This is a genomic window from Pseudoalteromonas sp. S558 (assembly GCF_005886635.1).
Taxonomy (GTDB): Bacteria; Pseudomonadota; Gammaproteobacteria; order Enterobacterales; family Alteromonadaceae; genus Pseudoalteromonas; species Pseudoalteromonas aliena.
The window spans coordinates 1-14,404 of the sequence record NZ_PNDU01000189.1; the positions used below are offsets into that span (position 1 = coordinate 1).

Consider the following 14,404-nt stretch of genomic DNA (forward strand, 5'->3'; position numbering starts at 1 on the left):
AGCTTGGATGGTTTTGATGAGTTCAGGGAAAAAATAATAAGGCTCATTGGTGGACATGCGTTGCATTTATATAAAATCCAAAAAGTTGCCTAGGGGTCTGATCAATGCCTGTTAAAATGTCATAAAAGTGCTGTTATTTTAATCTCAGGCGATAAAAAACCAGCTTAAAAGCTGGTTTAGTACTTAATTTGAACTTTGGTTAAGCAGTTAAAGCGTGTTCGTTTTTTGGGCTTTGTATTTTATACGGTAGCTATGCAGTAGTGGCTCTGTGTAACCACTTGGTTGCATTACGCCTTCTAAAACTAGGGCAACTGCCGCCTGATACGCGATGCTGTTGGTAAGGGCTTCTTCGTTTGTTGCCATTGGCGTGTATGCGCTGTCATGCTCATTTTGACTATCAACCACTTTAGCCATCTTAGCCATGGTTGACTTTATTTGCGACTCTGAACATACACCATGAAGTAACCAATTGGCCATATGTTGGCTTGAAATACGCAGGGTTGCTCTGTCTTCCATTAATCCAATATGGTTAATGTCGGGCACTTTTGAGCAGCCTACACCTTGGTTAATCCAGCGCACAACGTAACCTAAAATACCTTGTGCATTGTTTTCAAGCTCACTTTGAATATCTTCTTTTGAAAGCGTACTCGCATCGACCATCAATGGCGGTGTAAGTAGGTCGCTAAGGCTTGCAATAGCGCGTTTAGCAATACTTTGCTGCTCAGTAAAAACGTTTACATCATGATAATGCATTGCATGCAGAGTAGCTGCAGTAGGGGAGGGCACCCATGCCGTATTAGCGCCTGATTTAGGATGCGCTGATTTTTGCTCCATCATTAATGCCATTTTATCTGGCATTGGCCACATGCCTTTACCTATTTGTGCTTTATGACTTAAACCACAGGCAAGGCCAATATCGACATTGCGATCCTCATAAGCTTGTATCCACGGTTGCTGCTTAATCTGTGCTTTTGGAAGTACAACGCCTGCTTGCATTGAGGTATGAATTTCGTCACCTGTTCTGTCTAAAAATCCAGTATTTATAAATACAACACGCTCTTTAGCTGCATGAATACAGGCTTTTAAGTTGACAGATGTGCGGCGCTCTTCATCCATAATTCCCACTTTAAGCGTGTTTTTAGGTAAGCTTAAGGCTTCTTCTACATGGCTAAATAAAGTGTTTGTGAACGCGACTTCTTCGGGCCCATGCATTTTTGGTTTTACTATATTAATACTTTGTGCACTGGTGTTTTTAATGCCGGTTTTTTTATTTATGTCATGCAGAGCAGCAGTTGCTGTAAACATGGCATCCATAATGCCTTCAAATACGGGTTGGCCGTGTAAATCAGTAATCGCAGGGTTTGTCATAAGATGGCCAACATTTCGTACAAACATCATGCTGCGACCTTTTAACGTAACAATGCCACCATCGAGTGCGGTGTATGTTCTATCATTTTGCAGTGTTCGTTCTATGGTTTTATCACCTTTTTTGAAAGATTCAACTAAATTACCTTGCATCAAACCAAGCCAGTTTTTATAAACTTGTACTTTATCCTCTGCATCTACGGCGGCGACCGAATCTTCACAATCCATAATGGTGGTAAGGGCGGCTTCTAACACAACATCTTTTAAGCCCGCTTTATCTGCTTGGCCAATAATATGATGATGATCTATGTGAAGCTCTATATGTAAGTCATTGTTTTTTAATAAAACCACGGTTGGGTTTTGCGCTTCACCTTGATAGCCAATAAGCTGAGATGGGTTGGCTAGCGTAGTTTGAGAGCTATCGCGTAAAGTGATTGAAAGCGCACCATTGATGACTGAATAGTTAGTACTTTCTATATGCGAGCCATTAGTCAATGGCAATGCCTTATCTAAAAACTGGCGAGCGTAGGCCATTACTTTAAAGCCACGCACAGGATTGTAAGTATTGCCTTTCTCTGCACCATCGTCTTCACTTAGCACATCTGTGCCGTATAAAGCGTCGTATAGCGAACCCCAACGTGCGTTAGCGGCATTAAGTGCAAAACGCGCGTTGCTAACAGGCACAACCAACTGCGGGCCTGCTGTAAGCGCTATCTCGGGTTCTACACTTTGAGTTTCTATTTCAAAGTTTGCTGGTTCTTTTACTAAGTAGCCAATATCTTGTAAAAAGGCATGATATTTAGCGCTATTCCACGTTTTATTCGTTAAATGATAGTCGTTTATTTTCTGTTGAAGTAGCTCTCGCTTTTCAAGCAGCGTCTTATTTATAGGGGTAAGTGTTTGAACTATACCTGCAAAGTTCTGCCAAAATTGCTGTTCATTTAGATGAGTACCAGGTAATAGTTGGTTTTTTACAAAGTCAGCGAGTTGAATATCTACGCTGAGGCCTGAGTGTGTGAGAGTGTGGGTCATAATAGCCTTCCTTAAACGGTCGCAGTGTGCGTTAAGACAACAATAACTCAAAAAAGCTACGTTGAGTGCTTTTTGCTCATTCATTAAATTTATAGCCGCAATAACAACTATAAATTTACTAAATCTAAAAAATGAGCCTAATGTTGATTTAAGCGCTACGGAGCATGAGCTTGGTAGCCACTCTCATAACACTAAATATTACATACCCGTTCGAAGGACTTTATTATGACAACATATCAACGCGAAACAGATACACTTTCTACTCTTTGCCAATCTCAAGGCAGTGCATGGCATGCAATTAACCCTGAATATGCAAGTCGTATGCGTTTGCAAAACCGTTTTCGTACAGGAATTGAAATTGCACAATACACAGCAGACGTAATGCGTGAAGATATGGCAGCATACGATGCAGATACAAGCCAGTACACACAATCTTTAGGGTGTTGGCACGGTTTTACTGCACAGCAAATGATGATGGCAATTAAGCGCCACCAAAAAACGACAAAACGCAGCTATGTCTACTTAAGCGGCTGGATGGTTGCCGCACTTCGCTCTGCATTTGGCCCGCTACCAGATCAAAGCATGCACGAAAAAACATCGGTACCTGCGCTAATTGAAGAAATTTACACATTTTTAAAACAAGCCGATGCACGTGAACTAGACCACTTATTTAACGATTTAGATGACGCCAAAGCAAACGGCGGTGATGTGCAAGCTGTTATTGATAAAATAGACAACTTTGAAACCCATGTTGTGCCAATTATTGCTGATATTGATGCAGGTTTTGGTAACGAGGAAGCCACTTATTTACTGGCTAAAAAAATGATTGAAGCCGGTGCGTGTGCCATTCAAATAGAAAACCAAGTATCTGACGCCAAACAATGTGGTCACCAAGCGGGTAAAGTTACCGTTCCACACGAAGACTTTTTAGCAAAAATTAACGCAGTACGTTACGCCTTTTTAGAGCTCGGTATTGATAACGGTATTATTGTGGCACGTACCGATTCATTGGGTGCGAGCCTTACGCAAAAGGTACCTGTATCGAAAAAGCCTGGTGATTTAGCAAGCCAATACAATGCATTTTTAGAAACCACACCAATTAACTGTGTTGATGACTTAAATGAAGGCGACACGGCAATGAAAATTAATGGCCAGTTATGTAAACCGACTCGCCTAGATAACGGTTTATTCCAATTCCGCGAAGGCACTGAAAAAGACCGTGTTGTACTAGATTGTATTACTAGCTTGCAGTCTGGTGCTGATTTACTGTGGATTGAAACAGAAAAACCGCATGTTAAACAAATTGCAGAGTTGGTAAATCGTGTTAAAGAGCAGGTGCCAAATGCAAAACTGGTATACAACAATTCACCTTCGTTTAACTGGACGCTTAAGTTTCGTGAGCAAGTTTATCAAGAGTGGGCTGATGAAGGTCGTGACCTTAGTGCTTACCCAAGCCTTGGCGATAATAAAGCTCTTATGGCACCAGAAATGGATGCAACAGAACTTGCACAAGCAGCTGATTTACTAGTACAAAACTTCCAGCGTGATGGCGCACGTGAAGCCGGTATTTTCCATCACTTAATTACTCTGCCTACCTACCATACAGCGGCGCTAAGCACTGATATTTTATCAGAAGGTTACTTTGGCGATATGGGTATGCTAGCTTATGTACGTGATGTTCAGCGTCAAGAAATTCGCCGTGATCAAGCTTCTGTTAAGCACCAAGATTTAGCTGGCTCTAATATGGGCGATACGCACAAAGAATACTTCTCTGGTGATAACGCACTAAAAGCCGGTGGTGAAGATAACACCATGAACCAGTTTTAATTCCTAACTAGATAGTGTTACTCAAGGGCCTTAAGGCCCTTTTTAATTGCTTTAAATAAAGTTAGAACATTGAAGCATAATTACAGATCAGAGTTTAACTAACCAAATTATTTTGGATCACTATTTAACTACCTGAGTGAATGTACGGATCAGAGTTTAACTAACCTCTCATAAAACGGCATTTTTTAAGTGATTTTGCTGTAAATAGCTTTTACAGCGACCTAAAAATGTGGATAAGTGACTGATTTTTGCTTTAATCGACAAACTTAGCGAATTCACAAACCGATTTTTTACTAACTTCTCGTTGCTATAAAACAAAATTTTACTAACTGAGAGGTTATAAACAGTGACCCAAACCGATTTTTTACCAACTCAAGTAATAAAAAATGCTATAAACCGAAATTTTACTAACTGAAGTTTTAGCTAAGTCCGATATTTAATTGTCATAGAAGTGTAAAGGGGGTTTACAGTTTGAATACTACCGCAGTAAATACAAAAGCCACTTGTTTGAAGTGACTTTTATTTAAGCTATAAATTTATTATCCAGAGTTTATTTAGTGTGTTTATCAAACCACCATTGAATATAAGCAACCTTAGTCATTAAATTAGATGGACGAGCTGTAATACCATGTGAAGCATTAGGAATGCGCACCATTGCGGTATCAACGCCTTGTAGTTTTAGTGCTTGATAAAACTGTTCAGTTTCTGAAATTGGTGTACGGTAGTCAGATTCACCAGTGAGCAGCATAGTAGGAGTTTTAACGTTTCCAACATAGCTAATCGGTGAGCGTTTCATGTAGTGCTCAATGTGATCCCACGGTTTACCCGGAAACCAGTAATCAGCAAAAAACGGGTAAAAATCGGCAGTTAGTACAAAGCTGATCCAATTAATAACAGGCTTAGCAACTACAGCTGCAGCAAAGCGATCGGTATGACCTACAATCCATGCAGTTAATACACCGCCGCCAGAGCCACCGGTTACAAACAATTTAGACTCGTCAATAAAGCCTTTCGCTATTACTGCATCAACGCCAGTCATTAAGTCATCAAAATCGTTACTTGGGTAATTATGATGAATGGTTTGTGCAAATTCTTTTCCGTATGAATTACTACCACGTGGGTTCATATATAAAACGACATTTCCTTTTGCTGCAAAAAGTTGAATCTCGGTGCTAAAGTGTGGACCGTAATTAGCAACTGGGCCGCCGTGAATTTCTAGTATTAGCGGGTATTTTTTGCTGCTATCAAACTCTGGCGGGTAGGCAATCCAACCTTGAATTGGCAGCTCATCGTGACTTGATTTAATCCAAATTTCTTCCACTTTAGCCAAAGCTTTGTTGCCCAATGCATCTTTATTAAGGGTTGTTAAGCGCTGCGCTTTACCACGTTTAATTGTTGCTATATCTGAAGGGCGCTGGGTATCGGCAAGGGTAAAGGCGACTTCACCGTCTTCGCTCACATCAAAGTCGCCGCCAGAATAAGGGCGGCCAAAGGCAACGCTGCCAATTTGCTCTGTAATTATTTTACGTTTACCGTTGCGTGGTTGATAGGCAAGGGCCGTTTGACCCTTATCGTTGTAACTAAAGTAAAGACCTTTTGAATTTGCACTCCATTTTATTTGACCTACGCTGCGATCAAAATCAGGCGTTAAGCTTGTTGTGTTAGCTGTTTTTAAATCGCGAATATAAAGCTGAGTGTTTTCGTAGTTAGTGCGTTTATCATCGTAACCTGTGTACGCTAAGTAACGACCATCGGGCGATACTTTAGGCTGTTCGTCAGGGCCATTGCGGTCGGTAATTGCGGTTATATTTTGTGAGGCTAAATCAAGTTGATAAATTTCACTGTTCGTGGGTTTTAGCTGGTAGTTTTCATGTCTATTTGCAGAAAAATAAAGCGACTTGCCGTCTTTACTAAAACTTACATCACTGGCGTTATTAAATTCATCATGGGTGAGTTGTTTAGCGTTACCGCCGTTAGCGTCTATGGTAAATAGCTGATTAAAACCCTTTTGTGTATAACCGCCACCGTCTGAACGATAATAAACATCATCAATAAACTTGGCGGGCTCTGCCCACGTTGCCCCTTTTGGTTTGCCCTGTAAGCTTACTGGCGCAGAAGTAGCGCTTGGAACAAACATGCTAAATATTAATTGGTTAGAATTAGGGCTCCAAGTGATTGCATGCGGGCTGCTGGTTAAGTTGCTAATTTTTGCCATAGCACCTGTTTTGAGCCATTTAATATATATTTGGCTGCTACCATCGCGGGTTGATATAAACGCAAGCCTCTCACCATCAGGTGACAGTACTGGCGAATAATCCATATGAATGCCAGAGGTTAATGGCTGCATTTGTTTTGTTTTATAATCAACGGACCAAATATTACCTACTTTACGATCCGTTTTTATGTCCATGCGATTACGTACAAAGTAAACAGTTTTACCATCTTCGGTTATGTCTATTTGATTGGCGTACTCTAAATTGAATACATCTTGTAATTGTAGTGTGTTTGTTTCAGCGTAAGCTAAGTTGCTACAGCCTAAAACGAGGCTAAGTGTTAAAAGTTTTTTCATTTTTATCCCTGTTGTGATTTTACTTTTGTTAATACAGTTATATGTTAGGTAAACAAGGATTAATAGAAGGATGCGATGAAACTCTAAATTTGATCTGTGAGTTAAAGCTGTAAAGGGGGTTTACAGCTTATAATTTAAGGTTGTGTGAAAAGCCTAATTGGCTGAGTTACAAAGCGCTTTAATCTCTTTTATAAGTGCGATACCATCGGCATTATCGCCATGCACACATAAGCTATGTGCATTAAGCATTAATTTTTTTCCTGTCCGTGTTGTCACACTACCATCGGATAAAAGCTGAGTTACTTGTTTGAGTAATGCAGTTTTGTTGTGAACGCTGCCCTCAAGTTTTCGTGAAACTAGCTGCCCGTCATCGTTATATTGCCTGTCGGCAAATGCTTCGAGTATTAGCTCAACGTCTAAGTCTTTAGCTATTTGAGTATGCTTATTGGCATTTTCAGTGGCTAAAATCATTAATTTTAAATCGCTCGGGTAATTAGCAATAGCACTTATAACGGTTTTTAATATTTGCTCGTTATTCATCATATCGTTATAAAGCGCGCCATGGGGTTTTACATAGCTAAGTGTTAAACCTTGTACTTTTGCCATGCCATCAAGGGCAGCAATTTGGTAGTGTAGGCAATTTGTAAGCTCTTTTTCGCTAAGTACCATTGAACGTCTACCAAAGCCCTGCAAATCTGGGTAGCTTGGGTGAGCACCAATTTGTACGTTATGTTGTTTGGCAAGTAGAAGAGTGTTTGCCATTACGTCGGCATCGCCGGCATGAAAACCACAGGCAATGTTAGCCATATCAATATGTGGCATTACGTCATCATCAAGGCCCATTTTCCATGCACCAAAACTTTCTCCTAAATCACAGTTAAGTTTCATATCAGTGCGCTTCTTGCGGTTTTATCGTGACAGGTAATACGCCGTTAGCAGGCGCTTTGCCTAATAACACTTTCGCAAGCGCTGTAAAAGCAGGGCCCGCTACCATATCGTCTTTATCTACATCAATATTATATGCATATGATGCGAGCACAGCATTGGCATAATCGCCAAATTCGGCAATATCGTAAGGCGCTCTGAGGCTTATAAATACAGTGTTTTTATGTTTGGTTTTAGCAAAGTTGAGTAATGATTTAAGGGCTTTTGGTTGCTCTGCATTATTAAGTGCAAAATTAGGATCGTCTTTTAAATCGTCCATACCACCAATTTCTACCGCACTTTGATTGGGCGTGGCATTACCAGCAATGATCACGTCGGCAGTAGTAATATCTGCATGTGCTTGTTGTGGATTAAATCCTTGGAGACTACTACAGGTATAGTTGAGCTTTTTATCACTTATAGCTTCAATCGCTTGCTGCATTGCCATGCATTTACGTGTGTCAGGCATAATAATATGCACATGCTGACCCGATTTAAGATTAAGCGGTAAAGTGTTTTGTTTATTTTTAACTTGCGTTATTGCCTCTACAGCAAGCTGCGCTTCTATTTCACGATGTGCTGCACTGCCAATTGTTTGCTTTGCATTTATGAGTGCGTTGATAGGGTCAAAATGAGTACTTAACTCAAATTTGTTTTTAAGTAAAACGATACGCTGAGCCGATTGTGATATTTCCTGCTTATTTAGTTGTTTTTCTTTGACTGCCTCAACAAGCTCTTTAATTAGTTCATCTAATTTTATTAAATCGTCTGGTGTTCTAATTTCAATAGGCATCAGAGCTATATCAACACCTGCTAAAAATGTATTGATCACAGCTTGAGTGGGTGTGAAAAAGTGGCTAATACCTGCCATATCAAGTGCATCCGTTATTACTACACCTTGATAATTAAGCTCGCCTCGTAAAATATCAGTAATGATTTTACGTGACATAGTCGCGGGCTTTATCATCGTTTTACCATCAACACTTAAAAATGTGGTGCTATCAAGGGCTGGGTATTGAATATGCGCCGTCATTATCATACCAGGGTTTTGTTTGGCGATAATGTGTTTAAACGGTGCTAAATCTTGCTCATAAATAATCTCTTTAGAATGGTTTACTTTGGGTAAACCTGTATGGCTATCTACGTTTGTATCGCCGTGCCCAGGGAAGTGTTTTAACGAGGTGATAACACCGTTGTTTTCAAAACCTGCAACCTGCGCAGCGCCAAGTTCAGCTACTATTGCAGGGTTCTCACCGAATGAACGTACGTTAATAACGGGGTTGTCAGGGTTCATGTTTACATCAACCGTGGGCGCGTAATTTACGTTTATACCTAAAGTACTCAGCTCTTTAGCAATAACAGAGGCTGTTTTAGTCGCAAAGCTTACTCCGTGTTTTTTATATGTAGCACCAATCGACATATTACCTGTAAATGAGGTGGCGACATCACGTGGTAGTCTAGCGACACGTCCGCCTTCTTGATCTATTGATATGAATAACGGCAGTTTACTACTGGATTGGCTTGCTGCGGCTTGCAATTGGTTATTAAGGGTAATTATTTGTTCAACTGATTGGGTATTTTCAGAAAATAAAATAACACCACCAATATTATGCTTTGTAATTGCCTGTGCAAGCTCGTTTGGTAATTGAGTTAATGGTGTTCTGCATTGTTTACTGCTGCCTTGCTCACAAAAATAGCGAAGATCAAGCATAAGTTTTTGGCCAAGTTGTTGCTCAAGAGAAAGTACAGGTTTAGCAAACGAAGATTGTAATGGCATTAAGCACCCAGATAAAAAAACGATAGACGATACAACATACTTATTTAGCAAAACTTACTCCAAGGCTAAATAAAATAGATAAGTATATGCAGCTTATCTACTTTTTGATGCAACTGCAAAGCCATACAGAAGGCGTTTTTATAAACCTTCTTTTTAACAACGTATTTGTAAATGTGGAAGCATATTTGGCACTCTGTTATTGAGCTGAGCGCTAATATTATAAACGTGCTTAAGTCGCTCTGCGGTTAACACTTCCTCAGGAAGGCCAGTTGCTTCAATTACACCGTTATTAATCATGTAAATTCTATCGGCAAAACTTGCCGCCAATGATAGATCATGGATCACTGCCACAACACCAGCACCTTGTTGTGCAATATTTTTGGCTTGAGCCATTACATCGTACTGATGAAAAATATCTAAGCTTGATGTTGGCTCGTCGATGAGTAAGTAGGCCGGTTTATTTGTTTTTAAAGTAGGTTGAATTTGGCACAGCACGCGGGCTAGCTGAACTCGTTGCTTTTCTCCGCCTGAGAGTTGCGTAAAAGTATGATCTTTTAAATGCGTAATGCCAAGCGCCTCTATGGCTTGGTTTGAAAATTCCTTCAAAGTTTGTCGGCTATATTGCATTTGATGAGCAAAGTGAGACATATCAACAACTTCATTTACGGTAAACGGAAAATCGAGTTCATAATTTTGAGTCAATACGGCGCGGCGCGTAGCTAAATCTTCAACCGTGTATGTATGCAATGGTTGCTCGTCAAGCACAATACTGCCTTGTGTCAGTTTAATGTCGCCACAAAGCGCTTTTAATAACGACGATTTACCAGCGCCATTAGGACCAATAATGACAATGACTTCTTTTGGTTTTACGTAAAAATCAACATTATTCAGTAAGCATTTTGAGCCGACTTGTGCAGAAATATTGTTAGCACACAGCATTAGTGACTCCGTTTTTTGTATGTTTTTAATAGCATAAGTAAAAAGAATGGGCCACCGATTGCGCTAGTTATTAAACCAATTGGAAGCTCAGCGGGTAGCATCACAGTACGTGCAAATAAATCGGCAAAGCTTAGTAATAATGCCCCACCTAATATACTTGCGGGCATTAAGTAACGATGATCGGGTCCTAATATTAATCTCACAATATGAGGCACTATAAAGCCTACAAAGCCAATTATGCCGGTAATAGATACCGCAGCACCTGTGCAAAGGGCAGTGCAAATAAAGACCTGTTTTTTGAGACGGGTAACATTTATGCCTAAATGTTTAGCTTGTGCTTCGCCAAGTAAATATAAGTTGAGTGGTTTAGCTAAGCGCATTAACAGCGAAATACTAATGACAATAATACAAAGCGATGGCAGCATCATTGCAAAATGGTTGCCAGCAAGCGATCCCATACTCCAAAACGTAAGGTCCCGAAGTTGCTGCTCGTTACTAATTAAAGTGAGCCCGCCAATAAATGAACCAACTATTGCATTTACGGCTATTCCTGCAAGCAATAAGCTAATAATAGTAAACTGGCCACTGTGCGCACTTAATCTATAAATAAATGTACATACAGCAATACAGCCCAAAAAAGCGCCTATAGGCACAGCGTAAACGCCAAAAGTGTTACTAAAATTAGTAAATAGACTGGTGCCCAATACTATGGTTGCTACCGCGCCAAGTGCAGCGCCACTGGATACGCCAATTAAACCAGGATCGGCTAATGGATTTCTAAAAATAGCTTGCATAGCAGCGCCACACGCAGCCAAGCCTGCACCTACCACCATAGCTAATACAATACGTGGTAAACGGATTTGCCAAATAATTGCATTTTTTAAACTATCACTTTCAAGATTGTTAATAATGGCGATTATTTCACTAAAACTTAAGTTAACCCCACCTTGACTAAGCGCCATAAAAAACATTAAAACACAGGCTATGAGTAAACACGGGATCGCCATTTTGCGCTGTTTATGCCCTGTGAGCATGGTACTGCCTAATGCAAGCATGTTGATTACTCGCTTAGTTCAGTTGTTGTTTGAGAGGTTTTAGCAAAGCGAAACTTATAACCGGTAGGCAGTTGAGTACTGGGATGTAATACGCTGGCAAGTTCAACTACGGCCTGCGGAGTACGTGGACCCATACCTAATAAGTAACTGCCATCAAAACTATACACTTGTTTATTTTTTGCTGCGTTAGAGAACTTAAAATGAGCTAATTTGGTTATGTCGGTAAGAGGGTCATCACCATGACGGCCCATCGTTATAATTGCATCGGGGTTAAATGCTAATGCAGCTTCGGTTGAAAGTGGTTTCCAGTTATCTAAGTGCTTTGCAGCTATATTAATGCCGCCAGCAGCATTAATTAACTCATTTGCAGAGGTATGCGCCCCAGCAACAATAGGTTGTCCACTGCGAACGCTTAAAACAAAGAGCACGCGAGGTTTATAATCAGATTGTGATAAAACATAGCGTAGTGCATCTCTATCGGCTTTTAGGCTGTTTGCTAAAGTGTGGCCTTTAGCAGGTACATTAAGCAATTTTGCAATATGATTAATTTTATTCTCTATGGTTAAAAAGTTATCTTCCTCTGAGAGAATAACCATATTTACGCCCGTACTTTGTAGTTGCGAGACGACTTTTTTTGGCCCAGTGTCGGCTTCCCCTAAAACAAGATCGGGCATTAAAGAGAGTATGCCTTCAGTGCTTATCTTTCGTACGTAACCTATCTGCGGTTTTAGTGTTGCAGCAATAGGAAACACGCTAGTGCTGTCGACTCCTACAATGCGATCTTGTTCTTCAAGTGCATAAATTATTTCGGTTATTGAACCACCAGATACTACGACTCTTTGCGGGGTAGGTTCTAATGCTTGAGATATGTTCGTAGTGATTAAAAAGCTAGCGATGACTAAATATGTAAATAGGGGTTTCATAACAAATCCGATATTGATACCATTGGTTAATGCAAATAATAACAGTTATCATTTATATTTAAAAGATATGAAATTTACTATTTTTATCATTCTATCTGGGTTTTTCCACTTTATTGGTTTGTTTATTCAACCCGAGACGCACACCCCTATTACGTTTTTACAGGGGCAAAGAGCCGATAAAGTCTCAATTAATCTGATTAATTCACAAGTCGCGATAAGCAAAAGCCTCTTGGTAAAAGCAAGCGAGCAGCCCCAAGCTGTAATTGAGCCTACAGCGAGTACAATGTTTTCAGGTCAAAGGCGGCACGTTAGTAAAACAACAAAGCCAGATAGCAAAATTATAAGCAAATCGGTTATAAATAAGCCGCCTCGTAAAATAAAACCACAAACAAAGAAAACAGTTAATCAGCAAACAGTCGCCAAAAAGAAACCTGTGCAGCGGAAACCTTCAAAAACAGCAGCAAGCGTTAAGGCTGACTCTTTAAAAACGCCGACACAGATGGCTTCTGCAGCTGAGTTAAGTAAACAAAATTCAGCGACCAGTGAACTAGTGAACATTGCAAAGCTACCTTTATTTAAAGCCCCAAAACCTACTTTATCTTATCCATTACGTGCAAAGAAAAGAGGTTATGAAGGTGTCGCCATGTTGCAAATAGAACTAAATAAAAATGGAGAAATAGCCAAGCTTACGCTGATCAAAAGCAGTGGTTTTGTAGAGCTTGATCAGGCTGCACTTAATAATGTGGCGCAATGGCAGTTTTACCCTGTATTAAAAAATAGCCATCCAGTAAAAGCATTGTTTAGTGTGCCAATTAAATTTTCGTTAAACGTATAATTAAGAGTGATCGTATGAAATTTATATTTAATGCCATTGGCATAATGGCTTGGCCGTTATTATGTTTATCGATAATTGCACTGGCTATTGTGCTTGAGCGCAGTTTCGTAATGCTCGTTGCTAAGCTGCAGTTACAGCAACATAAAGCTGGGCACAGTCAATTTGCAAAGGCGCTTAAGAGTAAACAACAACAACCAAGCGAACAGCGTCTGCAGTGGTGCCAGTTGTACTTACAAGATTGTCTAGTTAACTGGCGTAAGCGTTTAAATATACTTAGTTTACTTGCTTCTTTAAGCCCATTAATGGGCTTATTAGGAACTGTGTGGGGATTAGTCCTTATGTTTAAAAATATAGCACAAACAAATCAAGCTGTTACCCCTGCATTACTCGCCGATGGACTATGGGAGGCGATGTATTCGACTATGGCTGGATTAGTTATTGCTATTCCATGCTTATTAGCAAGTGGCTTATTAAATGGCATGTTGGATGCTCTACAAAATGAATTTACACGTGTTATTAATCATCTAAATTATACCTTTACATTTAATGAATGCCCGCATGCTTGAGCTGCCCAAAAATAATTCAACCCCCCCTTTATTACCTGATTTAACAGCCTTATTAGATGTGCTGTTTATTTTGTTGGTGTTTTTGCTACTCACTGCGGCAGTAAAATTAAATATGCTTGATGTAACTCTCCCTGATACAGGAAAAAATACCAGTACGCCGGTACAGCAATCTGATGTGCAAGTGTTGAGTGTACGTATTCATAATAAAAAAACACAATATGGATTTGACCACCAACTCTATGACTCGTTAAGTAGTGCTATAACAGCATTAAAAGCAGAAAAACAAGATATCCCACTTTATTTAGCCGTTGATGAGCAAGTACCAAGTGGTGAGCTTGTTGTGCTATTGGCCGCTTTGTCGAGAGAGAAATACCAAGTTGCAAATATTTTAGTTAAAAGCGAGTGATAATGATTATCATTTGAGTTTTATTTTGTTATAGTGCAGCGGCTTGAGACTACTAGGGCCTGTTGACCTTTCAGGATTAAAATTTGTTCAATCTAGGGGCGATTTAATCGCGGCGTGAGGTTTGTAACCTATGGGCTAAGTAAAAACCGAGCAACAAAGAGTAAATTGCCCCTAGGCAGAACCCTT

At 40.0% G+C, this 14,404-nt stretch carries 11 protein-coding genes; 4 read left to right on the forward strand and 7 right to left on the reverse strand.

Annotation, left to right across the window (positions count from 1 at the left end; translation table 11 throughout):
* Positions 1–207: 207 nt before the first annotated feature.
* Positions 208–2,397, reverse strand: a complete 2,190-nt coding sequence (locus CWB66_RS13360; RefSeq protein ID WP_138585757.1) for a malate synthase G — start codon at positions 2,395–2,397, stop codon at positions 208–210.
* A gap of 225 nt (positions 2,398–2,622) precedes the next feature.
* Here CWB66_RS13360 and CWB66_RS13365 point away from each other — a divergent pair, with 225 nt between their 5' ends.
* Positions 2,623–4,224 carry an isocitrate lyase gene (locus tag CWB66_RS13365; RefSeq protein ID WP_138585758.1) on the forward strand — a complete coding sequence of 534 codons (1,602 nt, stop codon included), beginning with the start codon at positions 2,623–2,625 and terminating at the stop codon, positions 4,222–4,224.
* Positions 4,225–4,774: 550 nt separating this feature from the next.
* Here the strand turns inward: CWB66_RS13365 and CWB66_RS13370 are convergent.
* The 6 genes from CWB66_RS13370 to CWB66_RS13395 form a co-directional block, all read right to left on the reverse strand.
* Positions 4,775–6,793 carry a S9 family peptidase gene (locus tag CWB66_RS13370; RefSeq protein ID WP_138585759.1) on the reverse strand — a complete coding sequence of 673 codons (2,019 nt, stop codon included), beginning with the start codon at positions 6,791–6,793 and terminating at the stop codon, positions 4,775–4,777.
* 153 nt (positions 6,794–6,946) lie between these two features.
* Positions 6,947–7,681, reverse strand: coding sequence for a 5-oxoprolinase subunit PxpA (locus CWB66_RS13375; RefSeq protein WP_138585760.1), 735 nt, complete (start codon positions 7,679–7,681; stop codon positions 6,947–6,949).
* Between the two features lies 1 nt (position 7,682).
* Positions 7,683–9,494, reverse strand: a complete 1,812-nt coding sequence (locus tag CWB66_RS13380) for a glycoside hydrolase family 3 protein (protein ID WP_138585761.1) — start codon at positions 9,492–9,494, stop codon at positions 7,683–7,685.
* 153 nt (positions 9,495–9,647) lie between these two features.
* Positions 9,648–10,433: a heme ABC transporter ATP-binding protein gene (locus CWB66_RS13385; RefSeq protein ID WP_138585762.1), complete on the reverse strand. Its 786-nt coding sequence runs from the start codon at positions 10,431–10,433 to the stop codon at positions 9,648–9,650.
* Positions 10,433–11,488, reverse strand: coding sequence for a FecCD family ABC transporter permease (locus tag CWB66_RS13390; RefSeq protein ID WP_138585763.1), 1,056 nt, complete (start codon positions 11,486–11,488; stop codon positions 10,433–10,435). Before CWB66_RS13390 ends, CWB66_RS13385 begins: the two co-directional genes overlap by 1 nt.
* Positions 11,489–11,493: 5 nt before the next feature.
* Positions 11,494–12,411, reverse strand: a complete 918-nt coding sequence (locus CWB66_RS13395; RefSeq protein ID WP_138585764.1) for a heme/hemin ABC transporter substrate-binding protein — start codon at positions 12,409–12,411, stop codon at positions 11,494–11,496.
* Between the two features lie 67 nt (positions 12,412–12,478).
* Here CWB66_RS13395 and CWB66_RS13400 point away from each other — a divergent pair, with 67 nt between their 5' ends.
* The 3 genes from CWB66_RS13400 to CWB66_RS13410 are packed head-to-tail and all read left to right on the forward strand — an operon-like array spanning position 12,479 to position 14,218.
* The gene (locus CWB66_RS13400) at positions 12,479–13,246 is read left to right on the forward strand and encodes an energy transducer TonB (protein WP_167368301.1); all 768 of its coding nucleotides are present in this window, start codon (positions 12,479–12,481) and stop codon (positions 13,244–13,246) included.
* Positions 13,247–13,260: 14 nt separating this feature from the next.
* Positions 13,261–13,812, forward strand: coding sequence for a MotA/TolQ/ExbB proton channel family protein (locus tag CWB66_RS13405; RefSeq protein ID WP_077535414.1), 552 nt, complete (start codon positions 13,261–13,263; stop codon positions 13,810–13,812).
* Complete coding sequence (locus CWB66_RS13410) at positions 13,805–14,218, forward strand: biopolymer transporter ExbD (RefSeq protein WP_077535415.1); 414 nt, start codon at positions 13,805–13,807, stop codon at positions 14,216–14,218. Before CWB66_RS13405 ends, CWB66_RS13410 begins: the two co-directional genes overlap by 8 nt.
* The last annotated feature ends 186 nt before the right edge of the window (positions 14,219–14,404 follow it).

Excerpts from the sequence above, each read along its gene's own strand:
- CWB66_RS13375 (WP_138585760.1), bottom strand. The coding sequence starts at position 7,681 with ATGAAACTTAACTGTGATTTAGGAGAAAGTTTTGGTGCATGGAAAATG.
- CWB66_RS13360 (WP_138585757.1), bottom strand. The coding sequence starts at position 2,397 with ATGACCCACACTCTCACACACTCAGGCCTCAGCGTAGATATTCAACTC.
- CWB66_RS13395 (WP_138585764.1), bottom strand. The coding sequence starts at position 12,411 with ATGAAACCCCTATTTACATATTTAGTCATCGCTAGCTTTTTAATCACT.
- CWB66_RS13410 (WP_077535415.1), top strand. The coding sequence starts at position 13,805 with ATGCTTGAGCTGCCCAAAAATAATTCAACCCCCCCTTTATTACCTGAT.
- CWB66_RS13390 (WP_138585763.1), bottom strand. The coding sequence starts at position 11,488 with ATGCTTGCATTAGGCAGTACCATGCTCACAGGGCATAAACAGCGCAAA.
- CWB66_RS13405 (WP_077535414.1), top strand. The coding sequence starts at position 13,261 with ATGAAATTTATATTTAATGCCATTGGCATAATGGCTTGGCCGTTATTA.
- CWB66_RS13380 (WP_138585761.1), bottom strand. The coding sequence starts at position 9,494 with ATGCCATTACAATCTTCGTTTGCTAAACCTGTACTTTCTCTTGAGCAA.
- CWB66_RS13365 (WP_138585758.1), top strand. The coding sequence starts at position 2,623 with ATGACAACATATCAACGCGAAACAGATACACTTTCTACTCTTTGCCAA.
- CWB66_RS13385 (WP_138585762.1), bottom strand. The coding sequence starts at position 10,433 with ATGCTGTGTGCTAACAATATTTCTGCACAAGTCGGCTCAAAATGCTTA.
- CWB66_RS13400 (WP_167368301.1), top strand. The coding sequence starts at position 12,479 with ATGAAATTTACTATTTTTATCATTCTATCTGGGTTTTTCCACTTTATT.
- CWB66_RS13370 (WP_138585759.1), bottom strand. The coding sequence starts at position 6,793 with ATGAAAAAACTTTTAACACTTAGCCTCGTTTTAGGCTGTAGCAACTTA.